Annotated in this window: 20 protein-coding genes; 14 read left to right on the top strand and 6 right to left on the bottom strand. The window is 47.5% G+C overall.

The window, feature by feature from the left end; genetic code table 11:
- Nucleotides 1-64: 64 nt before the first annotated feature.
- Together PGL01S_RS08235 and PGL01S_RS08230 are read right to left on the bottom strand one after the other, a co-directional pair.
- Nucleotides 65-496 carry a hypothetical protein gene (locus PGL01S_RS08235; RefSeq protein WP_127493353.1) on the bottom strand — a complete coding sequence of 144 codons (432 nt, stop codon included), beginning with the start codon at nucleotides 494-496 and terminating at the stop codon, nucleotides 65-67.
- Complete coding sequence (locus PGL01S_RS08230; protein WP_127493350.1) at nucleotides 493-699, bottom strand: helix-turn-helix transcriptional regulator; 207 nt, start codon at nucleotides 697-699, stop codon at nucleotides 493-495. The genes PGL01S_RS08235 and PGL01S_RS08230 overlap by 4 nt, the downstream gene beginning before the upstream one ends.
- A gap of 325 nt (nucleotides 700-1,024) precedes the next feature.
- On the opposite strand from PGL01S_RS08230, the gene PGL01S_RS08225 reads away from it, so the two are divergent.
- A complete protein-coding gene (locus PGL01S_RS08225) occupies nucleotides 1,025-1,507 on the top strand; it encodes an NTTRR-F1 domain (protein WP_164775411.1) in 483 nt (160 codons plus the stop codon).
- Between the two features lie 174 nt (nucleotides 1,508-1,681).
- On the top strand, nucleotides 1,682-2,635 hold the full coding sequence (gene mraY / locus PGL01S_RS08220; protein WP_127493346.1) for a phospho-N-acetylmuramoyl-pentapeptide-transferase: 954 nt from the start codon (nucleotides 1,682-1,684) through the stop codon (nucleotides 2,633-2,635).
- Nucleotides 2,636-2,711: 76 nt separating this feature from the next.
- Here mraY and PGL01S_RS08215 read toward each other — a convergent pair whose 3' ends face one another.
- On the bottom strand, nucleotides 2,712-3,269 hold the full coding sequence (locus PGL01S_RS08215) for a TetR/AcrR family transcriptional regulator (protein ID WP_127493592.1): 558 nt from the start codon (nucleotides 3,267-3,269) through the stop codon (nucleotides 2,712-2,714).
- Between the two features lie 199 nt (nucleotides 3,270-3,468).
- On the opposite strand from PGL01S_RS08215, the gene PGL01S_RS08210 reads away from it, so the two are divergent.
- From PGL01S_RS08210 to PGL01S_RS08195, 4 genes are all read left to right on the top strand, one after another.
- Nucleotides 3,469-4,518: an NAD(P)-dependent alcohol dehydrogenase gene (locus PGL01S_RS08210; RefSeq protein ID WP_127493344.1), complete on the top strand. Its 1,050-nt coding sequence runs from the start codon at nucleotides 3,469-3,471 to the stop codon at nucleotides 4,516-4,518.
- A 39-nt stretch (nucleotides 4,519-4,557) separates the two neighbouring features.
- Nucleotides 4,558-4,953, top strand: coding sequence for a (R)-mandelonitrile lyase (locus tag PGL01S_RS08205; RefSeq protein WP_127493342.1), 396 nt, complete (start codon nucleotides 4,558-4,560; stop codon nucleotides 4,951-4,953).
- A gap of 27 nt (nucleotides 4,954-4,980) precedes the next feature.
- Nucleotides 4,981-6,150, top strand: coding sequence for an MFS transporter (locus PGL01S_RS08200; RefSeq protein ID WP_127493339.1), 1,170 nt, complete (start codon nucleotides 4,981-4,983; stop codon nucleotides 6,148-6,150).
- Nucleotides 6,151-6,338: 188 nt separating this feature from the next.
- A complete protein-coding gene (locus tag PGL01S_RS08195; protein ID WP_127493337.1) occupies nucleotides 6,339-6,920 on the top strand; it encodes a manganese efflux pump in 582 nt (193 codons plus the stop codon).
- Nucleotides 6,921-6,964: 44 nt separating this feature from the next.
- Here the strand turns inward: PGL01S_RS08195 and PGL01S_RS08190 are convergent, their stop codons facing one another.
- The 3 genes from PGL01S_RS08190 to PGL01S_RS08180 all read right to left on the bottom strand — a co-directional run bounded on the left by PGL01S_RS08190 (nucleotide 6,965) and on the right by PGL01S_RS08180 (nucleotide 8,819).
- On the bottom strand, nucleotides 6,965-7,189 hold the full coding sequence (locus PGL01S_RS08190) for a twin-arginine translocase TatA/TatE family subunit (protein WP_127493335.1): 225 nt from the start codon (nucleotides 7,187-7,189) through the stop codon (nucleotides 6,965-6,967).
- A gap of 121 nt (nucleotides 7,190-7,310) precedes the next feature.
- Complete coding sequence (locus PGL01S_RS08185) at nucleotides 7,311-7,850, bottom strand: TetR/AcrR family transcriptional regulator (RefSeq protein WP_127493333.1); 540 nt, start codon at nucleotides 7,848-7,850, stop codon at nucleotides 7,311-7,313.
- A gap of 159 nt (nucleotides 7,851-8,009) precedes the next feature.
- Entirely contained in the window at nucleotides 8,010-8,819 is an 810-nt protein-coding gene (locus tag PGL01S_RS08180; RefSeq protein WP_127493331.1) for an SDR family NAD(P)-dependent oxidoreductase, read from the bottom strand.
- A gap of 247 nt (nucleotides 8,820-9,066) precedes the next feature.
- Between PGL01S_RS08180 and PGL01S_RS08175 the strand changes: the two genes are divergently transcribed.
- The 8 genes from PGL01S_RS08175 (at nucleotide 9,067) to PGL01S_RS08140 (ending at nucleotide 20,890) form a co-directional block, all read left to right on the top strand.
- Nucleotides 9,067-10,884: a sensor histidine kinase gene (locus PGL01S_RS08175; protein ID WP_127493329.1), complete on the top strand. Its 1,818-nt coding sequence runs from the start codon at nucleotides 9,067-9,069 to the stop codon at nucleotides 10,882-10,884.
- 40 nt (nucleotides 10,885-10,924) lie between these two features.
- Nucleotides 10,925-12,508, top strand: a complete 1,584-nt coding sequence (locus PGL01S_RS08170) for a response regulator transcription factor (protein ID WP_127493327.1) — start codon at nucleotides 10,925-10,927, stop codon at nucleotides 12,506-12,508.
- Between the two features lie 166 nt (nucleotides 12,509-12,674).
- Entirely contained in the window at nucleotides 12,675-13,580 is a 906-nt protein-coding gene (locus PGL01S_RS08165) for an ABC transporter permease (protein WP_127493325.1), read from the top strand.
- Nucleotides 13,581-13,582: 2 nt separating this feature from the next.
- Nucleotides 13,583-14,458, top strand: a complete 876-nt coding sequence (locus tag PGL01S_RS08160; RefSeq protein WP_127493323.1) for a carbohydrate ABC transporter permease — start codon at nucleotides 13,583-13,585, stop codon at nucleotides 14,456-14,458.
- Nucleotides 14,459-14,526: 68 nt separating this feature from the next.
- Complete coding sequence (locus PGL01S_RS08155; RefSeq protein ID WP_127493321.1) at nucleotides 14,527-16,101, top strand: type 2 periplasmic-binding domain-containing protein; 1,575 nt, start codon at nucleotides 14,527-14,529, stop codon at nucleotides 16,099-16,101.
- 82 nt (nucleotides 16,102-16,183) lie between these two features.
- Complete coding sequence (locus tag PGL01S_RS08150; protein ID WP_127493318.1) at nucleotides 16,184-18,853, top strand: glycosylhydrolase-like jelly roll fold domain-containing protein; 2,670 nt, start codon at nucleotides 16,184-16,186, stop codon at nucleotides 18,851-18,853.
- A gap of 176 nt (nucleotides 18,854-19,029) precedes the next feature.
- Nucleotides 19,030-19,995: an ABC transporter permease gene (locus PGL01S_RS08145; protein WP_127493315.1), complete on the top strand. Its 966-nt coding sequence runs from the start codon at nucleotides 19,030-19,032 to the stop codon at nucleotides 19,993-19,995.
- Between the two features lie 10 nt (nucleotides 19,996-20,005).
- On the top strand, nucleotides 20,006-20,890 hold the full coding sequence (locus PGL01S_RS08140) for a carbohydrate ABC transporter permease (protein ID WP_127493312.1): 885 nt from the start codon (nucleotides 20,006-20,008) through the stop codon (nucleotides 20,888-20,890).
- The last annotated feature ends 17 nt before the right edge of the window (nucleotides 20,891-20,907 follow it).

The raw sequence follows: 20,907 nt of genomic DNA, 5'->3' as shown, positions 1-20,907 counted from the left end.
TCGGGATAGCCGAAGCGAGGCTTTTTATTATGGCTGGCTGGAATGAGAGTAAGGATTTTAATTGCTACATCTCTTTATGGTACTTAACACGGTAGTAGGTGCTGTATCCGAGGATAAACATATAGGAAAATATCAAAAGCAATAGTACGGTTATATCGATAGCCATTAAAGAAAACGCCAAAATCATGGGGACAAACATAAAGGCCATCATATCATAACCTTTTGCTTTTGCCCGATTGACGATGGCTAAATTACGTTCATCTTTCCTGTCAATCTCCAGCTGCTTTGCTGCCGCGGGATTATGCTTCCTAGCGAAAAGCATGAATATTTCTCCCATAGAGTGACCGAAAATACCACAGCCAAGCCCAAAACAGATGAAGGGTAAGGCTTGCAGGATGCCTTGCGGATCTTCAATGGATTTGATAAAGTACAGGCCACCCGCCAGTAGCCCAATACCTAGCAAGGCTAGAAAATAAGTTGAAATCGTTTTATTCATACCTTTCCATCCTCCTCATAAATAAAAATTTCTTCGATACTCAAACCGAAAAAACGAGCAATCTTAAAAGCCAAAAGGATTGATGGGTTATAACGTCCGTTTTCCAGCGAACCGATTGTTTGTCTCGATACTTCAAGCGCAGCCGCTAATTCTTCTTGTTTGATTCCGCGTTGCTTGCGTATTTCTTCTAAACGGTTGTTCAATGCATTCGCCCTCCATATGGAAAGTTAACTTTCCATGGAAAAAGTATAACTCTTAACGCGTATGATGTAAAGCTTGCTTTCCATTATTGCTGTAAGAAGGCATAGAAAACCCCGATCTGCTGATCGGGGGAGTTAAGCTCTTGCGTTTCGCGATATGAATAAGCACAATCAACGCTCCATCATGCGGGATTACTTGGCTGGGGTTGATTTCTTTCTTGCAATTCTATGAAATGGGCTTCAAGACAGGCCATTGGAAGAACCAAGCCGTACAAGCCTTCATAAAATGAGATATCTTCACAATCCATTTATGAGGGGGAAACATGCGATGAGTATCGTGAATTATGTCACGAATAGCGGATTCGAATCGGGGCTGACGGGATGGGTAACCTCCGGGACAGTCACTCTCAACTCGACTTACAGCCAGACTGGCTCGAACTCCGCCCAGGTTGCAGGAGGGACGTCCGGCTCCTATATCTATAAGCTCGTGAGCGTACCTGACGGCAACAGCTTCGAGCTGATGGTTTCGTTGTCGAAGAACGGCTCCGGGCTTGGACCGTCGGTCATTATCGGAGTCTTTTACTTTACGACCGGGCTTGTCTTTCAGAATACGGGTCTTTTGGCTACGATACCTTCCCGTCTGCCGGATGGCACGGCGAACAACTGGAAGACCGCCTACTTTCACGTGGAACCGGCCTTTTCGGGAGGAACTATAGCTCAAATCTTCATTATGAACGGTTCGCTGGCTAATTCGGTAGATTTATTCGTCGATGATGTCCAGCTGCTGAACAGCGCGTTGGATCTTGGCTGATGCAATGAAAAGGGAAGCAACAGGCGCGTCCTGTACTTCCCTTTTTCCTTTTCTTGAAGATTTATAATGCAATTATCATTGACGAGTCATTGTAGATAGAATCATACCGCAGTAAAATATTGGATAAGCATGGTAGGAGAAGTGCAGGTTAGCGGTTGGGGGAGAGAGGCTGAGGTGGATACTTCGTTACTTGTTGCGTTAAGTATTTCATTTGTTATTGTGACCTTGTTTACTCCTGTCTTGATATGGGGGCTGCGCAGCCTGAAGCTGCTTCAGCCTATTCGGGTTGAGCTGCCGGCGGATCATCAGGCCAAGCGCGGCACGCCGCTCATGGCCGGACTCATTTTGCTTACCGGCGTGTTTACCTCGGTTTATTTCCATCCCAGTCCGCTTGTGCTTTTTCTGGGAGCAACGTTTGTTCTATTCAGCCTGGTAGGCTTTATGGATGATATGAAGAAGGCAGCCTTTCAGGATCCTTCGGGCATTTCGGGGAAGACAAAGCTGGTATTCCAGTTTGCGTTTACGATTCTATTGCTCTATATTCTATTGACTCAATTTCATTTGAGCTCCGATATTCTGCTGCTTCGTAACTTAGCGGTTCATCTGCCGGTGTGGGTATACTTGATACTAATGATGCTGTTTATCGTCGGCTCCGCGAATGCGATTAACTTTACGGATGGGCTCGACGGGCTGCTGATTAACGTCTCGATCCCAACTTATTTTTTCTTTTTTATGATCTCGGACAAAACAGAAATTAAGACTTTTTCGTTAGTGATGATTGGCTGCCTGCTGGGGTTATTTCTATACAATATTTATCCGGCCAAAGCTTTTATGGGAGATACCGGGTCGCTTGCGATTGGCGGTTCGCTAACCTTTCTAGCTGTTATTGAAAAGGTTGAAATTCTTATTCCGATTTTATTTTCAGTCTATATAGCGGAACAACTATCGGTCATTCTGCAGGTCTGGTATTACAAGCGAACGAAAAAGAGATTGTTCCGGATGGCTCCGATTCACTACCATTTCAGTTTGAAATATGGCTGGAGCGAGAATAAGATCGTCATTATTTTCGGATTCGTATCTTGGATCTCCGCCCTGATCTGCTGGGTTCTATGGAAGTACATGCGATGAACATGCAAAGGTAATGGATAAGCACTGACGCCTTAGGGTCTCAGTGCTTATTTTTGTTGACCGGCAGCTTTCTTAATTAAAGACTTCGTTCCAATAAAACCCCAACTTGCTTTGCCATAACTTCCGGTGGATGGGGCATTCCGTTCCTGATCCACCACTCAATTACCCCTACATAAGCAGTCCCTGCATACTGCAGCATAACATCTTCGCTCAAATCGGTATTTCGGTCGCTTTCCCTGTCAATCTCCCCTTTGAAACCCTCCATAAAAGAATTCAGCAGCCGCGTTCGGAAAGAGGACGGGGCACCTTTCGCTTCTTTGCTGGCAAGCATCGTGGAGAAAAAGAGATAATTCTCTTCGAAATATTTGAAATAAGGAACCAGCGCGTCAACCCAATCCATTTCGCATGCCCATTTATCCATTTCCCCCAATTCGTTTAAGTGTGTTTCGATGAGTTTATCCAGTAAGTCGTATTTGTCCTGATAATGCAGATAAATCGTTCCGCGGTTTAAATTTGCCCGGTCCGCGATATCCTGAATCGTAATTTCGTCGAAGCTTTTTTCCGACATGAGTTCGATAACCGCGTGTTTTAATGATTCCTGCGTTTTAACAATTCTTCGATCTACTTTGGGCATGAAATAGTCACCTGGCCTTCGCAAGATAATTAACATTTTTGTCTTCGTTGTTGATATATCAACATTTCCCGACTTTTTAACCATTGAATGCAATCTGCTAAGTTATATAATAATGAACATGAGTTGATTAAACAATGCGTTTTGTTTATCCAGTTCATGTTGATGTTTATTATCAATAAATCAACCGGGAGGTTATTTCATGATTACAGCTCATGCACGCGCAACATTTAGTCAAGAAGGGACTTTCGAGCTTACGGCGATCGAGCGCAGGGAACTGCAGCCTAGCGATATTCTTATAGAGATTAAGTTTGCCGGAATTTGCCACTCCGATATCCATTCCGCCAGGGGGGAATGGGGGGCTGTGCAATATCCTTTTGTTCCGGGTCACGAGATTGCCGGAATTGTTTCTAAGGTTGGTTCGGAAGTAACCAAATATAACGTCGGCGATCGGGTTGGAGTAGGCTGCATGGTTGATTCCTGCGGGAAGTGCGCAAACTGCCATAAAGGGGAAGAGCAGTACTGCCTGGAAGGAATGACCGGCACTTACGGTTCTATCGACCGCTACGGGCAGTATACGCAAGGCGGTTATTCGACCCATATCGTCGTAAAGGAAGAGTTCGTGGTTAAAATTCCCGACGCGTTGGCGTTAGACGCGGCCGCCCCGCTTTTGTGCGCCGGCATTACAACGTATTCGCCGCTGCGACATTGGGGAGCCGCTCCAGGCAAAAAGGTTGCCGTTGTGGGGCTTGGCGGGCTTGGACATATGGCCGTTAAGCTCGCTCACGCCATGGGAGCAGAGGTAACGGTCTTATCGCAATCCCTGAAAAAGAAAGAAGACGGCCTGCAGCTTGGCGCGGACCATTATTATGCGACAAGCGATCCGGAGACGTTCAAGCAACTGGCTAGTTCCTTTGATCTTATCGTAAATACGGTAAGCGCGAAGATCGATATTAATGCGTACCTTTCGCTCTTGGCCGTGGACGGTACATTGGTCAACGTTGGTGCTCCATCGGAGGCGCTGCCGGTTCAAGTATTCTCGTTGATTCCTCAGCGACGTTCGTTTGCCGGGTCGTCTATCGGCGGAATTCGCGAAACGCAGGAGATGCTGGACTTTTGCGCTGAACACGAGATTACTCCCGAAATCGAAGTCATTTCGGCCAATCGGATCGATGAAGCCTGGGAGCGCGTATTGGCTTCGGATGTACGGTACCGATTTGTCATTGACGTTGGCACGATGATGAATGAGTAAGGTCTTATTGAACGAATACGAAATGGAGGAATTATAAAAATGACGATTAGAAGAATTGGCTCTGTGCCTTCCGGCAAAGGACCGTTTGATTATTTTACGGGAACGGTTCGTATTGATCCTCTGTTTGAAGCGCCGGACCCTGCACGCGTTGCCGGAGCAAACGTTACGTTCGAGCCGGGAGCAAGGACCGCATGGCATACGCATCCGCTTGGCCAGACGCTGATCGTAACCGCGGGCAGCGGACGGATCCAACGCTGGGGAGGACCGATTGAGGACATTTTCCCCGGAGACGTGGTCTGGTTCCCGCCGGGAGAGAAGCATTGGCATGGCGCTTCTCCAACGACCGCGATGACTCATATTGCCATACAGGAACGTCTCGACGGCAAGGCGGTTGAATGGCTGGAGAAAGTAAGCGACGATCAGTATCAAGGCTGATTGGGGGCGACGTGAGGATGATTTCTATTGACCGCAAACCCGAATAAATGGCTGATTATTATTTTGGCATTAGGCGTCTTTGGGATACTAAATACCGAGATGGGCGTTATTGGAATATTGCCGCTAATAGCCGAGCACTATGCTGTTAGCATAGCCACCGCCGGGCTGGCGGTTAGTCTTTTTGCGCTGGCCATTGCCGTATCCGGTCCAATTACGCCTTTATTGTTCTCGCGCATGAATCGCAAGACAACGATGCTGCTTGTGCTCGCTATTTTTATTCTCGGCAATGCGGTCTCCGCGGCAACGTCCAATTTTACCTTGTTATTAATTGCGCGGGTGATTCCGGCCCTTTTTCATCCGGTATATGTGTCACTGGCCTTTACGGCAGCTGCTTCGTCGGTCAGCAAGGAAGAGGCTCCAAAAGCAGTCTCGAAAATATTTATCGGAGTATCGGCTGGCATGGTTCTAGGTGTGCCTGTCACTAGTCTAATTGCCGAAGCTACCTCCTTAAGCATGGCGATGATATTCCTTGCTCTTGTGATTGCGCTCGTGTTTTTGGCAACCTTCCTTTTTGTGCCGGCCATGCCCGTTAGCGAAAAAGTTTCCTATGGGGCACAAGTAAGCGTACTGAAAAGATCGGCCATTTGGCTCTCCATCGCCGCCGTTATTTTTATGAACGGAGCCGTATACGGCGTGTATAGTTATCTTGCCGAATATCTGGAAACAGTTACGAATATGGCGTGGAGCACGGTCAGCTTCGCGTTGTTCCTTTACGGAGCGGCCAATATCGTCGGAAACTTCCTGGCAGGAAAGCTTCTCGCAACATACGCCTATAAATGCGCCGTTATTTTTCCTTTTGTGCTGGGCGCGGTTTACATCGTGATGTTTTCTATGGGACAGATCGGCATTTCCATGTTCTTCATTATAGTAATTTGGGGAGTAGTGGCAGGTATCGGAGCGAATATCAACCAATACTGGATAACGTCCGCTGCTCCGGAGGCGCCAGAGTTCGCCAACGGATTATTTCTGACATCAGCCAATTTAGGAACAACCTTTGGAGCGACGGTATGCGGACTATTTATTACCGGAATGGGTACGCCGTACGTTGTGTTAGGTGGATTTCTATTTTTGCTGTTAAGCTCCATTTCCGTATTGCTGAGAAGCTCCTCCTCTATTAACGCAAAACAATTCACTTGATAAAAGGCTGAATCGTAAAATAAAGAAGCATGGACGTATTCCGTTCATGCTTCTTTATTTTTTGCTTGCGGTACATGCCGGAGACATGCCTCTGTACGTTTAAACCGCAGAAACTCTAGGCAGGAACCCATAAAGAAAAGCCGGCATAACATGAACTATTGTCAGCAAGAGGGGAGACGGGAAGGAAATTGCATTGGCTTAGTATTTTGGGGATCGGTCTTGCATCTAATTTAGACAATTTGGGAATCGGCTTTTCCTTTGGCACCCGGCGTATAAAAATTCCTATTCAATCTAACCTGCTTATTGCCGCTTTATCAACGCTATCCGCTTATATCGCAATAAGATGCGGACATCTGATTGCAACTTATACGTCACCATCCTTTGCGAATGCCATTGGCGGCAGTATGATTATGGCCATTGGCTTGTGGGCGATAATCAAGTCCCTGATGGCGACAAGCAGAAGGAAATCATCAAATGCTCAAAAATCACATAGGGCGGACCAAGTCGGAGAGGTCATTATTACTTGGAAAGAAACATGGACGCTTGGAATTGCGCTTTCGTTAAATTGCATTGCCAGCGGATTAGGGGCGGGTGTTACCGGTGTATCGGCTTGGGGAACCACGATTTCGGTAGGAGCGTTCTCGATTATTACCATTGCATTGGGGTCAAGTCTCGGACACCAAATATCTAATACGGTAGTTGGAAAGTATTCCAATGCTATAGGGGGAATTATTTTAATTTGCATTGGCATTTACGAGATTATCATTTGAGGCCGAAAGCCTTTTTATATTCGATAAGAAAACAGCAGCTTCCGTTATTCCGGAAGCTGCTGTTTTGAATTGGGGCGGTCTATTTCGATTTCGGCTGTGTTCTTTTTCGCAATTGGCTCATCCTCATTCATCAGCCCATGCATGCCGGTTTTAAATTCCCGAACGGTGCGGCCAAGCGCACGACCAAGCTCGGGAAGCTTTTTGGGGCCGAATAGCACCAATGCAACAATAATAAGAAGGATAAAGCCGGGCATTCCGATGTCAGCCATCCATGAACCCTCCTAAAACAATGTAAACGCTATACTTATTATAAACGACAACTTCGCCTAATAGAAGGTGAAGGTAAGGGCCTGCATGAGAGTTGACAGTGAGAGCGTTGGAACATGGGACTTAACTAAAAATCGTATCGAATATGGATTCGATTTTATCGGCAATATCGAACTGGCCATTGTCAAACTTCCACATAACGATAGCTCCGACCATGGCTGCCGTATAAGCGTCGAAAAGCTTCTTGGCGGATTCAGCGGAATGGATTTCTTGAAGCTCGATAGCTTTATGGATTAAGCTGACGGACTGTTCCTCCGCATGGAGATACGTGTAAAAATGCCGGCCTTCAAGCTCAAATTCCGCCATTAGAATATGGTACATGAAATCATGCCCCACCTGATGAATAATGGCAGCGTAATCCATCGTTTGTTTCTTCAAAATCCGTTTAGGAGAGGCCAAGCTCATATCAACGGCTATATTTTTTTCGACCTGGGAAGAAAACCAGAATAATAATAAGTCGTTCTTGCTGGAAAAGTGATGGTAAAAGGAACCGCGGGTAACCTTCAGCTGATTGCAAATCATATTAATGCTAACTTGTTCAAAGCCGATTTCCTTGAACATATGAATGGCTAGTTCGCACATATTTTCTTTTGTCGTGATCATTTTTTTTTAACTCCTCAAACGTTTAGTTCAAGGTTATTCTTGGTCATGAACTAAACGTACATCGTAAGCGTAATCTCAAATAATCGTGCTCTTAATGCGGATTATAGCATAAAACGAAAAATAACTTCCTGGTCGGGAAGTTATTTTTTAGTAGGTTTATTAGTCCAGAATCTCAGGGTGAGACCACTGCGTAGGAGTCACCTTGCCAACGTGGGAGCCGGCGTCGATCGTAATGGCGGAACCGCTGATGTAACGGGCAAGATCGGAGGCCAGGAATAAGGCGACATGAGCCACTTCCTTCGGATCGCCAAGCCTGCCGTTTGGAGAGAGGATCTTCGCGTATTGCTGGATCACTTCTTCGGGTGCGTCTCCCCAAATCGAAGTCCGGATCGTTCCCGGGCAAATGGCGTTGACGGTGATGTTGTAAGCGGCATAATCGAGGGCGGCGGTTTTCGTTAATCCTACAACCCCATGCTTGGACGAAGTATAAATACCCATTGAACTATTACCCATAATTCCTGCCAGGGATGCCACATTAATGACAAATCCGCCCGGTGATTTCGACTTCAGGATTGCTTCGATCCCGTATTTCATTCCCATAAATACACCCTTGAGATCAATAGCCGTAATTTTATCGAATTCTTCAATGGAATATTCGTGAATGGGTCTGCTGTCGGCGCTTATGCCCGCATTATTGACGATACCGTCCAGTCGGCCGTAAGTCTCAACCGCCAAATCGATTAATCCTCTAACATCCTCTTCTTTGCTGACATCCGCTTTGAAAAAGACCGCATCTCCGCCATTTGACGTAATCTCCCGTACAACTTCCGAGCCCTTGTCCGAATGAATATCGGAGACAACGACCTTCATTCCGTTCTCCGCAAAACAAAGCGCGATAGCTTTGCCGAGACCGTCGGCTGCACCGGTTACAATGGCTATTTTACCGCTTACGCTTGTGAAATCCGTCATGCCAAACACCCCCTCTTATTAAAACATACAGGTGTATGTTTTAATAAGGATATTAGCTTTGCCAACCAGAACTGTCAAGTATGAGCCGTTCCGGGGAGGAGGGTATTTTGATTACAGGACGATAAGGACTACAATAATTCATAAAAAAGACCCGGTAAAAACTTAAAAAACACTATTTGATTATCGATTATGCTTAATTTATATTTCCGTGTAATCGGTTACAAACATGGACGAAGGCGGGTTGCATATGGAGCGAAGAGGCTGGCTGCGAAGGGCAGCATTATTGATCAGAAATATGAGATTCCAAAACAAATTAATGGCAGGGTACCTTTTGGCCTGCGTCATTCCTCTGCTTGGAGTAAGTACGCTTATTTTTCATAAATCGGCGGAAGGGCTTGAACAATCCTCACAGGAATTCGCTTCCTTGTATACGTCCCAAATCAGGACGACATTAAACGAATTTATAGATGAGTATGACAAGGTTACGAAGTCGGTGCTGGTCGACAGCGAAGTGATTTCCAAGCTTGGTGAAGAGCGGAACTTATCCATGGACGAGTTAATTATTCAAAGAGTGGCTATTCAAAGATTACTGATGCGCATTACTTTACTCAAGCCGGCTATAGGAACGGCTATATTAATCAGCAAGGAGAACAATGTGTACCAATACACGACAACAACAAGCAGAGTAAACGAAAGGATGCTGTTATCGCGGGACTGGTACAAGCAGCTCCGCAGCTCGGAGGATACTTTTTTTATTACCGGCTTGCATGACCGTTCCTATTACGAGGATAAAGGCGCGGGGGCGGTAGTGACGGTAGGAAGAGTGCTGTTCAGCTCCGACGGAGCGTATGCGGGCATGCTTCTTATTGATCTGGATCCGTTTGCCCTGCTGCAGCTTGACCCTGATTTTATACTAGCCAGGGATAAATACGGGATCAGCGTCATTATCAGCAATCGCGAGCAGGAGATTGTGTACCATTCCGATGCGGCCAGCGGCCGGTTGTCCTGGGAACAGGTGCTTGACTCAGGAGAGAGATATATCCAGGATGACAGCAGCCATGGAAAGATTATTTTAACCGGGACGACTTCGCAGGAGAAGCTGTTTATCAAGACCGAGATTCCTCGCTCAAAGCTGTTGCAGAAAATTAATCAAATTAAAGCGATGACCGTAATCGCTATTTTGATGAGCTGCCTGGTTATTACGTTTATCTCGCTTGGACTCAGTTATACGATTACGAAACCTATCAAGGCGCTCCGCAGAAGGATGAAGCAGGCGGAGACCGGCCAATATTTGCCCATCGAACAAGTACAGTCGAGCGATGAGATTGGAAGTCTCGTGCGCAGCTACAACAACATGATCACGACAATCGGAACCTTAATCGAAGATGTGTATATGGCGGAGATCAAGCGGCGTCAAGCCAAGCTTATCGCGCTTCAGAACCAGATCAATCCCCACATGCTGTACAATACGCTGGAATCCATCCGCATGAAGGCTCTGATGAAGGACGACGAGGAAACAGCGGGAATGATCAAGATTTTGGCGCGCATGTTTCGCTTAACGTTGGGGAAAGAAGGCAATTACCATTCGGTGCGTCATGAATTGGAGTATACGGCCAATTACTTGCAGCTTCAGAATATCCGGTTTGACGATTCTTTCCATTTGCATATAAAGGTCCCGGATGAAATGCTGTCATGCAGCATTATTCCCCTTGTATTCCAGCCTATTGTGGAAAATAGCATCAACCATGGATTCGAGGATTACAGCCGGCCATTAAATATCGAGATTGAGGGCATTTGGACGGAAGAAGGGGAGATTCTGATCCGGATTACGGATGATGGGGCAGGGATTTCCTCATCGAAGCATAAGGAGCTGCTCCAAATGCTTGAGGAAGCAGGAGCGGGCAAGCCTAGGCTTGCAGACGCCGAGCTGCCCGAGAATGAAGGCTTAGGCCTGAAAAATATTGCCGAACGCATTAAGCTCCATTACGGCGAGCGGTATTCCCTGACGATTCGTCCGGGCCAGGACCGAGGAACCATTGTGGAAATTTTAATCCCCCGGCTTTAAGTGAATGCTGGATGCGAAGAGACAAGGAGCGGTGTTGGATATGAGGTTGATCTTGGTGGATGACGAAAAAGGCATTGTGGACGGTCTCAAAAAAATGATAAGCCGTTATATCCCGGAATGCGAAATTGTTAATACGGCCTACAACGGCGCGGACGGGTTCAAGCTTATTCAGAAAATAAAGCCGGATATTGTTATTACGGATATTCGGATGCCTCAGACAGACGGTCTCGATATGATCCATATGGTGCAGGAGGCTGGCGTCCATACAAAATTCATTCTTCTTAGCGGCTACGCCGACTTTGAATATGCCCGGAGAGGGATGCAGCTTGGCGTGCAATTCTATATCAATAAGCCGGTCGAGGAAGAGGAATTGCGGGACTGTCTGTATACCGTGATGAAGGCGATTCAAGAGGAAAGGGTGAAGCGCAGGGAAGTCGATGATTTAAGGCAAGAGGTGCACAGCCTTATGCAAGAGAATGCCTTGCGCGATCTTCTGGATATCGGCAGCGAGAACGAGGAAGTAATTGAAGAGCTGCTTCAAATAGCGCGGATTCCGTCGGCAGGCACCTGGTTTGGCTGCATGCTGCTTGAATTTTATGGCTCCGCGGATACCTTGAAGGATTCCGTTATTCAGCAGGTGCTTCTTCAGATTGACCAGATTCTCGGCAAATACCGGGGAGTTTACCGGTTTCGCTATTCAAGCACCCAGATTGCGGTCATTGTGTCTCAAAGCCGCTCGATCGGCTATGCGGACCTGATAAGCTCATTGCACCGGTTGAAGGAGCAGGTCTATCAGCATTACGAGCTGTCAATGACGGTTGGAGTAGGCACGGTGCAAAAAGGGGCAGCCGGAATCAGCTTGTCATTTGAGCAAGCCCGCCATGCGCTTAGCTATAAGGTAATCAAGGGCGCAAACGCAGTAATCGCCTATCCTGAACTTGATCATCTGACAGGGCGGAGCGAGCCGGTTCCCGAGGAGATGATTACGAAGCTGGAAGCAGCGCTCGAAAACCTCGACGAGAAGGAAGGCATAAGCATCATACGCGACATTTTCCGGACGATTGAAGCCAGAGCAGGCATAAGCCCGGCGGATCTTCAACTGCAGTGCTTAAACATTCTTTTATCCAGCGTCCGTAAAATGTCGTTCCAGCAGCTGCAGCAAAATGATTTCCTGGGGCGCCATATCCTGTCGCTGGAGGGGATGTCCAGGTTTCGGACGCTTGAAAGCCTGGAGGAGTGGATGGCTGAGGTCATTCGGAAAATTATCGTATTCAAGCAAGAGCATAACATCCCGAAGAAAAAGGATATTATCGCAGAGGTTAAGGAATACGTCGCCGAGCATTACAGCGAACAGATAACGCTTGCGGATTTGTCCGCGCGTTTCTTCATCAGTCCTTATTACTTAAGCCAGTATTTCAAGCAAAAGACGGGGGATACCTACGTTAACTTTTTGACCCAAATACGGATAAACAAAGCGAAGGAGCTGCTTGAGCGAACCGACTTGAAGGTGTATGAGATTTGCCAAATGGTAGGCTATTCGGATACGCAGCATTTTGCGAGAATGTTTGAGAAATTGACCGGTTACAAACCTCGAGATTATCGTAAAAGGCTGTCCGACGCATAGCTATATCTGGTTGCCAGTTGAAAGCCGGATCGCCGGTTTTTACTTAAAAATGACCTTGTTTATCCTTAAAAAAGCCCGATTGAGAAGGCTTACCCCTGACTGTATAGTTACGATGTAAGCGAATTCAGTAAGCGAATTCAACAACGAACATACAGGGGGGAACCTATTGAAAGCAATTGCATTTCATCGAATGAAGGTCTACTGGCCGCTATATGCCATGGCGATTCCGGGAATTATTTTTCTTGTCGTATTTAAATACATTCCGCTGGCCGGCGCTGTAATCGCCTTCAAGGATTACTCGGTATTTAAAGGGTTTATCGACAGTCCGTGGGTGGGCTTCAAGCACTTTGAGACGCTGCTGCATCATCCGGATTTTGCCCGGGTGTTCGGGAATACGTTAATGCTCGGATTGCTCAAGCTTGTATTGGTCTTTCCGATACCCGTTCTGCTGGCGCTGATGATTAACGAGATTCGCAAATCGGCGCTGAAGAAAGGCATTCAGACCGCGCTTTATATCCCGCATTTCTTGTCTTGGGTTATCGTAGCCGGCATCGTGTTTGATTTCTTCTCGTTAAGCGGATTGTTTAACATCGTCCTTGGCTGGTTTGGTCAAGAGCCGGTGCTGGCGATGCAGGAGAGCGATTACTTCCGTCCCGTGTATGTCATTTCCTCCATATGGAGGGATGCCGGTTGGGGAACCGTCGTGTATATGGCGGCGATCAGCGCCATTGACCCTCAGCTGTACGAATCGGCCATGATCGACGGAGCGTCCAAGCTCAGGCAAATGCGCCACATTACGTTCCCGCTGCTGCTTCCTACCGTATTGGTGCTGTTCCTGCTCGAGATCGGCAATTTCCTGGATCTGGGCTTCGACCAGGTGTTCAACCTCATTACGCCGATGACCTATAGCGTAGGGGACATCCTCGATACTTACGTATTCCGGACAGGCATTCAGCAGGCACAGTACAGTTTTGCGACGGCGGTTGGCTTATTCCAGTCCGTTATCGGATTTATCCTGGTCTATATCTTTAACAGGCTGTCGAAGAAAGTTTCGGATGGGGGGCTCTGGTAGACATGTTCGAATCGCGAAGCGAGAAGGTTTTTGTTTCCGGCATTACGATCATTCTTATCCTCATGTCCGCCATAGCGATCATACCGCTCCTGTCCGTCATCTCCACTTCGCTTAGTTCCAAAAGCGCAGTGGACATGAACCTGGTAACCTTATGGCCGAAGCAATTTACCTTCGACTCCTGGGCGTATATTATCGACCGTCCCGATTTGTGGAGATCTTTCTTCTTGACCTTGGTCACGACAGTAATCGGAACAGCGTTGGCTCTTCTGATGACCGCGCTGCTTGCCTACCCGCTGTCAAAGACGAAGTCGGAGTTCCGCTGGGGCGGCGTGATAATGATCGGCGTCGTAATCGCCATGATATTTAAAGCGCCAATCGTACCCTACTTCCTGACCGTCCGGGGTATTGGACTTTATAATAATCCATTGGTTCTCATCATACCGCATATTCTGAATCCCTTTAATCTCATTATCATGCGGACGTTCTTCAAACAATTTTCCAAGGAGCTGGAGGAAGCCGCTTTCCTGGAAGGCTGCGGATATTTCCGGATGCTGTTCCAGCTGGTGCTCCCTTTGTCCAAGGCCGTTCTTGCAACGCTTGCGTTATTCTATGGGGTACTGCTCTGGAATCAGTTCCAGCATCCGCTCTTCTTCCTGCAAAATCCGGACTGGTTCCCTCTACAAATCAAGATCCGCCAGTTCATTACGGATGACAGCGTGATTATGGCAGGCTCCGCATCAACAGCGGATCTGAACTATAATAGCCGGACCTTGCGGGCTGCAACCGTCATTTTTGCGATTGTCCCGATTATTCTGGTGTATCCTTTCCTGCAGAAGTATTTCGTCAAAGGGGCCATGATTGGCTCAGTAAAAGGGTAGGGATTCGTATCCGGTTTATAGGCAGTCAGCCTTAAACATATCCATCATACACATAAGGGGGAAAAGAAATGAAAGCTAGGAAAATGGGATTATTGTTAGCTGCAGGCGTCCTTGCCATTACGGCCGTAACGGGCTGTAGCGGAAACGCAAAGAACTCGTCCGAGAATGCCGGCAAGAATCAAACGGAAAGCGCGGATGGTACGGTCGATATTGAGGTATGGGGTACCAATATCGGTTATAAGCCGGTTACCAAGGGCAGCAAGCTGTATGAATTTTATAAAGAAAAGCTTGGGGTTGGCGTCATTAACCCGTATGTGGAATGGAACGGAGGCACGAACTACCTCAACCAGCTGAACTTGAAAATCGCCGCTAACGAAATGCCGGATCTGTTCGTGCCGCAGCAGGGCATTGAAGACAATCTTGCCAAAAACGGCGCAATTGCGGATTTGACGGATTTACTGCCTAAATACGCGCCTAATGTGATGTCAGCGATTCCGGAAGAGATCTGGAATGTGGTCAAGGCGAACGACCCGACCGGTCAAGGCAGAATCTATTATATCCCAAATGTGGTGCAATACGGACGTTATGGCAGCATGATTCGTCAGGATTGGCTGGATAAGCTAGGTTTGCCGATGCCTAAGACGCAGGATGAATACGTAAAGGTGCTTGAAGCATTCCGCGACAAGGATCCGAACGGTAACGGCCAAAAGGATGAAATCCCAACAGGAGGCCGGGAACAAGCCCGCTGGATGGATCATTTGTTTGCCATGTACGGCGTAGCGATGTTTGAAGGTTATCCGGACTGGGATATTTACGATGGTCAGCTGACTTATTCCGCGGTAACGCCAAATATGAAAGCTTCACTGGAGTTTATCGCTAAGCTGTATAAGGAAGGCTTGATCGACAAGGAATCGCTGCTTAATACGAAGGATAAGTGGGAAGGCAAAATCCAGTCGAATCGAGTAGGGAACTATTTCCACTGGGTCGAGCAAGGAAATTTGGTGTTCGAGAATCTGTATAAGAGCACAGGCGTTAAAGCGGAGTATTCCGTTCTCCCTCTTCCGGAGGTTCCGGGCTATAAAGGCTTCTATACGATGAAGAAAATCGCGAGCCCGCAATGGGTCGTCAAGAACAATAAAGATCAGGAAAAGCTGATGGCTACGTTGAAGCTGCTTAATAACGCGTACGATAAAAAGAATTGGAAAGATTTGTTCCTGGGCGTGGAAGGCATGCACTACACGATGCAAGACGGCAAAGCGATCAAGCTGCCGGATGACAAGAGCACGCAAGAGAATCAAATTATTAATCCTGCGACAAGCATATCGACACTGGATATGACCATCGATCTCCTTAACAGTACCGCATCTGAAGACAATAAGTGGGAGATTGACCAAGTTACCCGCAACATGCAGGAAGCTCAGAAGTATGCCAAACCAATCGCTGGCGACGGACTGCCCGCAAGCATTTACGACGGCTTCCCGGATATCAACAACCGCACGTTGTATGCGGAATATGCAACCAAAATTATTATCGGGGAGTATCCGATCAGCAAGTTTGACGAGTTTGTTGAGAAGTGGAACAAATCCGGCGGTGAAGAAGTGACGAAGCGCGCAAGAGAGTGGTACAAGAAAGTTAATCAATAATCTCTATGGATATCCGCCCGTATCGACCCGTACCCGAGTCCAAAACGGGCGGATTTTTTAGTAAAGCTCACAGGAGGCAATCATGGCTAATCGTCTTAAGGAAGTACTTGAAGGCCGGGAACAAAATTATATTCTTCCATTTCTCTGGCAGCATGGGGAAGAGGAGCACAGGATTCGGGAGGAGATGGCTCGCGTGCATGAAGCGGGAATCGGCGCCGTCTGTGTTGAAGCCCGGCCGCATCCGGATTTTCTTGGTCCGAAGTGGTGGTCGGATTTGGATGTCATAATGGATGAGGCAAGACATCGCGGCATGAAGGTATGGCTGCTGGATGACGATCATTTCCCGACGGGGCATGCGGCAGGCAAGGTCAAGCAGGCACCGGAAGAGCTGCATCGCAAGTTCCTGGCCGAACGTTATATCGATACGGTTGGTCCGGCGAAGGGTACTTCCCTCTTGCTGGACACGCTGCTGACGAATGGACTTCGGCCGACTTTTTCCACGTTAGAGTATGCCAAGGGCAAAAATAAGCTCGTTTCGGTTACGGCGGTACGCCGGAATTCTTCCGATGGCTCCTTGCTTAGCGAGTGTATAGATCTTACCGAACATATCACGGACGGCATCCTGTATTGGGATATCCCGGAAGGGTATTGGCGGATATTCGTTATTTCGGAGAGCAAGGATGGGGGAAGTGCCGCGCAAGAAGATTACCTGAACCCGCTGATTCGGGATTCCGTCCGCATTCTGATCGATACGGTGTATGAAGCCGTCTATGAACGCTACAAAGCGGATTTCGGCAGCGCCTTTGCGGGATTTTTCTCCGATGAACCAGGATTCTATAACGATAAAACGACCTTTGATTTCCAATCGAGACCAGGTAAAAAGGGAGTGCCGCTTCCGTGGAGCAGCGATATGCCGGATCTGCTGGAGCAAGCACTTGGGGGAGAATACCGCAAGCAGCTGTATCTTCTCTGGCAGGAGGAGGCGGAAGAACAATTTAATGTTGTTCGCTATGCGTATATGAATATCGTCAGCAAGCTGTACGCGGATAACTTCTGCAGCCAGATCGGGGATTGGTGCAGAGCCAGGGGAGTCGAATATATCGGGCATGTCCTTGAGGATAACAATGTTCATGCCAGACTTGGACCAGGTCCGGGGCATTTCTTCCGTTCGCTCTGGGGGCAGGACATGTCGGGGCTTGATGTCGTGCTATGGCAGATCGTTCCCGGTTTCGACGAATTAAGCTTCCGCAATACGTCGGGTGAAGCAGACAGCGAGTTTTTTCATTATGGCTTAGCTAAGTTAGGAGTATCACTTGCTCATATTGACCCGAAAAAACAAGGCAGGACCATGTGCGAAGTGTACGGCGCTTATGGCTGGACGGAAGGTCTGAAGCTGATGAAGTGGCTGACCGACCATATGCTGGTTCGCGGCGTGAACTACTTTGTACCGCATGCCTTTACGCAAAAAGCGTTCCCGGAACCGGATTGCCCGCCGCATATGTATGCTGACGGAAAAAATCCGCAATACCGGTACTATAAGCATTTGAACCACTATATGAATCGGATGAGTCACTTGATTTCAGGCGGAAGACATGTAGCGACCGCCGCTGTCATGTATCATGCTGAAGCAGAGTGGTCCGGGAAAGCGATGTATTTTCATAAACCGGCAAAGGTATTGATGCAGCATCAGATCGACTGCGATATTCTACCTATCGATGTTCTACTGGAATCGGCCAGCATAAAGGACAATAGGCTGGTTGTTCATCAAGAAGATTACCAATGCCTGCTCGTACCTTACGCGGAGGCACTTCCGGCGGCAATCATTCGTAGCCTAGTGCAATACGTAGAGCAAGGTCTGGAGATCTTCTTTATCGAAGATTTGCCTGCAAGAGCAAGCGAGGGATTGGATGCTTTAGATGAATTATTTACTCTTGCCCATCATCCGAAGGTGAAGCGGGTAGCTTTGGACAACCTTGCTCAGGAGCTTACGGCAAGCGGTTATTATGAAGTTAGAGCTGATCAATACCAGCCGTATCTAAGAAACTATCAATATAAACATGAGGGCTTGGATGTATGGATGTTCTTTAACGAACACCCGTATCAAACGCTGGATACGAAGCTTGATTTGCCCGTCTCGATCCAAGGGGAGGTCTATGCTTACGATGCCTACCTGAATCGGTTGAGCAAGGTAGAGGCAATAGGAAGGAACGGCGATTTAAAAACGGTACAGCTGGTCCTTTCTCCGTACGAATCGGTTGTTCTCCTGCACGGAAAGGATCTTGACCTATGTACCGCGCTGCCATCGTATACCGTTGGAGCGGGATTCGAATTGACGGGAGAATGGAGCGTTTCGATCGCTGAAGCCGAGCATTACCCTAGCTTCAAGGAATGGGGCAAACTCGCGGCATTATCGAATATGAGCAGGCCGGATTATTTGCCGCGGTTTAGCGGCACATTCCGGTATGAAATGGAATTTGAATGGAACGAAGCGTCGGAGCAGGTTATCCTCGAACTGGGAGAGGTATACGAAACGGCAGAAGTATGGTTAAACGGTGAGCAGGCCGGCGTCCGCATCTGTCCTCCTTACCGCCTCGAGATCAGCGGCCTGCTGAAAAAGGGCGTCAATAAGCTTGTCATTGAAGTAACAAATACGCTTGCAAAGGATCAACGCGACTTCTTGTCGTCCTTTGCGCAGCAGGAGCCTAGCGGACTTATCGGACCAGTTACGGTTAAGAAAATCACATTTCAATAGCTTTGGGCGAATGAAGAGGTGCTGAGTGAAACAGCATCTCTTTTTTTATAACATCGACATCCAAAAATGTCGTCAAAACGATATTGAAAAAGTCGTCTTAGCGTTAGTTGCGGAAACGCCATTCTCTTATGATGAGGTTAGGTCACAGTAAAGAATAGAGGGAAGGGATTTTGGCTATGGAACAATCCGCAACAGTTACCGCTGTGCAAGCCGTGCCTAAAGGGAAAAGAAAGAGAACGTATTATCGGAGGTATGCCCCGTTATTGATCATGATGGTCCCCGGGCTATTGTATGTGCTGTTCAATAACTATCTTCCGATGCTGGGAATCGTAATCGCATTCAAGGACGTTAATTTCGCGAAAGGTATTCTGCATAGCGATTGGGTAGGGCTTTCAAATTTCGAATACCTCTTCAAAACCTCGGACGCTTATATCATTACTAGAAATACGATTCTCTATAATGTCGTATTCATTGCGTTTGGTACCGTGTTGTCTCTAGCGACTGCCATTCTGCTGAACGAGATTAAGAAGAAGGGGATCTTGAAAACCTATCAGGCTATTATTACGCTGCCCCATCTGATTTCAATGGTTATCGTCAGCTATCTGGTCTTTGCGATGTTAAGCTCGGAAACCGGGTTTATTAACCGGACACTTCTGCCATGGTTAGGAATCGAAGAAGGAATATCGTGGTATACAGAGGCGGAATACTGGCCGGTAATTCTGACTCTCGTGTACTTCTGGAAAAGCGTCGGTTATTCCAGCATCGTGTTCTTCGCGGCATTGGTTGGCATTGACGAGGAATATTACGAGGCTGCGAGATTAGACGGGGCAAGCCGCTGGAAACAAATTACCCAGATTACCCTGCCTATGCTGACGCCCGTCATCGTTATGCTTACGCTGCTGAATGTCGGACGTATCTTCTATTCCGATTTCGGTCTGTTCTATCAAGTACCGCTTAACTCGGGATCCTTGTTCGAGACAACGTCCACCATTGACACTTATGTATTCCGAGGACTAACAGGCTCCGGGGATATCGGAATGTCTACGGCAGCAGGTGTTTATCAATCTATCGTTGGTTTCGTACTGGTTATTCTAGCGAACTACGCAGTAAGACGATACAGCAAAGACAACGCATTGTTCTAAGGAGGCGGTTATGTTGAAGGAAAGCAGAAGTTTAAGCTGGTTTAGCCATATTACGATGTTCCTGTTCGCGGCAGCTTGTCTTGTTCCTTTTGTGCTGCTTATCTCCGCATCCTTTACAGATCAGGATACGATTGTGGCCCATGGTTATTCGTTTATTCCCCAAGTTTTTAGCACGGATGCTTATGATTATCTGATTTCAAGAGGGGCAGAAATTGGACGTTCCTATGGCGTTACCGTCTTTGTTACGGTGGTCGGAACGGTGCTGGGGCTGGCTGTTTCAACCCTTCTGGCGTATCCGCTCTCTAGAAGCGTAACGCCTCATCGTAATTTAATTATGTTTCTTATCTTTTTCACGATGCTGTTTCACGGAGGATTAGTGCCGTCTTATCTGGTGTATACTCAAATTTTTCACATCAAGAACAGCATTTGGGCTTTGATTCTGCCGGGGCTGCTCACTAACGGTTATTACATTATGATGATGAGGACGTTCTTTAAGACCACTATTCCTCCTGCCTTGATCGAATCGGCACAGATGGACGGGGCAAGCGAATATCGGACCTTATGGTCTATCGTTGCTCCGCTTTCCACACCTGTACTTGCGACAATCGGTATGTTCACGGCAATCATGTACTGGAATGATTGGCAGAACGGTATGGTCTACATTACGAATCCGGACCTGTTCAGTGTTCAGAACCTGCTTAACCGGATCATGCAGGACATTCAGTTTCTACAGAGCAACATGGCTTCCAGCTCAGGCGACGCCTTGCAAAAAATGCCTACGGATTCGGTGAAAATGGCGATGGCGGTTATCGGAGCATTACCAATCCTGATCGCGTATCCGTTCTTCCAACAGTACTTTGTGAAAGGCATTATGATTGGCGCGGTAAAAGGGTGATACGATGAGGGGGCATA

The sequence above is a fragment of the Paenibacillus glycanilyticus NBRC 16618 genome, from assembly GCF_004000805.1.
GTDB lineage: Bacteria > Bacillota > Bacilli > Paenibacillales > Paenibacillaceae > Pristimantibacillus > Pristimantibacillus glycanilyticus.
Note: the sequence above shows the minus strand (reverse complement) of the source record. Positions and strands in the feature narration are given on the sequence as shown.

Excerpts from the sequence above, each read along its gene's own strand:
- PGL01S_RS08140 (WP_127493312.1), top strand. The coding sequence starts at position 20,006 with ATGTTGAAGGAAAGCAGAAGTTTAAGCTGGTTTAGCCATATTACGATG.
- PGL01S_RS08145 (WP_127493315.1), top strand. The coding sequence starts at position 19,030 with ATGGAACAATCCGCAACAGTTACCGCTGTGCAAGCCGTGCCTAAAGGG.
- PGL01S_RS08170 (WP_127493327.1), top strand. The coding sequence starts at position 10,925 with ATGAGGTTGATCTTGGTGGATGACGAAAAAGGCATTGTGGACGGTCTC.
- PGL01S_RS08180 (WP_127493331.1), bottom strand. The coding sequence starts at position 8,819 with ATGACGGATTTCACAAGCGTAAGCGGTAAAATAGCCATTGTAACCGGT.
- PGL01S_RS08225 (WP_164775411.1), top strand. The coding sequence starts at position 1,025 with ATGAGTATCGTGAATTATGTCACGAATAGCGGATTCGAATCGGGGCTG.
- PGL01S_RS08210 (WP_127493344.1), top strand. The coding sequence starts at position 3,469 with ATGATTACAGCTCATGCACGCGCAACATTTAGTCAAGAAGGGACTTTC.
- PGL01S_RS08215 (WP_127493592.1), bottom strand. The coding sequence starts at position 3,269 with ATGCCCAAAGTAGATCGAAGAATTGTTAAAACGCAGGAATCATTAAAA.
- PGL01S_RS08205 (WP_127493342.1), top strand. The coding sequence starts at position 4,558 with ATGACGATTAGAAGAATTGGCTCTGTGCCTTCCGGCAAAGGACCGTTT.
- PGL01S_RS08190 (WP_127493335.1), bottom strand. The coding sequence starts at position 7,189 with ATGGCTGACATCGGAATGCCCGGCTTTATCCTTCTTATTATTGTTGCA.
- PGL01S_RS08185 (WP_127493333.1), bottom strand. The coding sequence starts at position 7,850 with ATGATCACGACAAAAGAAAATATGTGCGAACTAGCCATTCATATGTTC.
- PGL01S_RS08150 (WP_127493318.1), top strand. The coding sequence starts at position 16,184 with ATGGCTAATCGTCTTAAGGAAGTACTTGAAGGCCGGGAACAAAATTAT.
- PGL01S_RS08160 (WP_127493323.1), top strand. The coding sequence starts at position 13,583 with ATGTTCGAATCGCGAAGCGAGAAGGTTTTTGTTTCCGGCATTACGATC.
- PGL01S_RS08155 (WP_127493321.1), top strand. The coding sequence starts at position 14,527 with ATGAAAGCTAGGAAAATGGGATTATTGTTAGCTGCAGGCGTCCTTGCC.
- PGL01S_RS08235 (WP_127493353.1), bottom strand. The coding sequence starts at position 496 with ATGAATAAAACGATTTCAACTTATTTTCTAGCCTTGCTAGGTATTGGG.
- PGL01S_RS08175 (WP_127493329.1), top strand. The coding sequence starts at position 9,067 with ATGGAGCGAAGAGGCTGGCTGCGAAGGGCAGCATTATTGATCAGAAAT.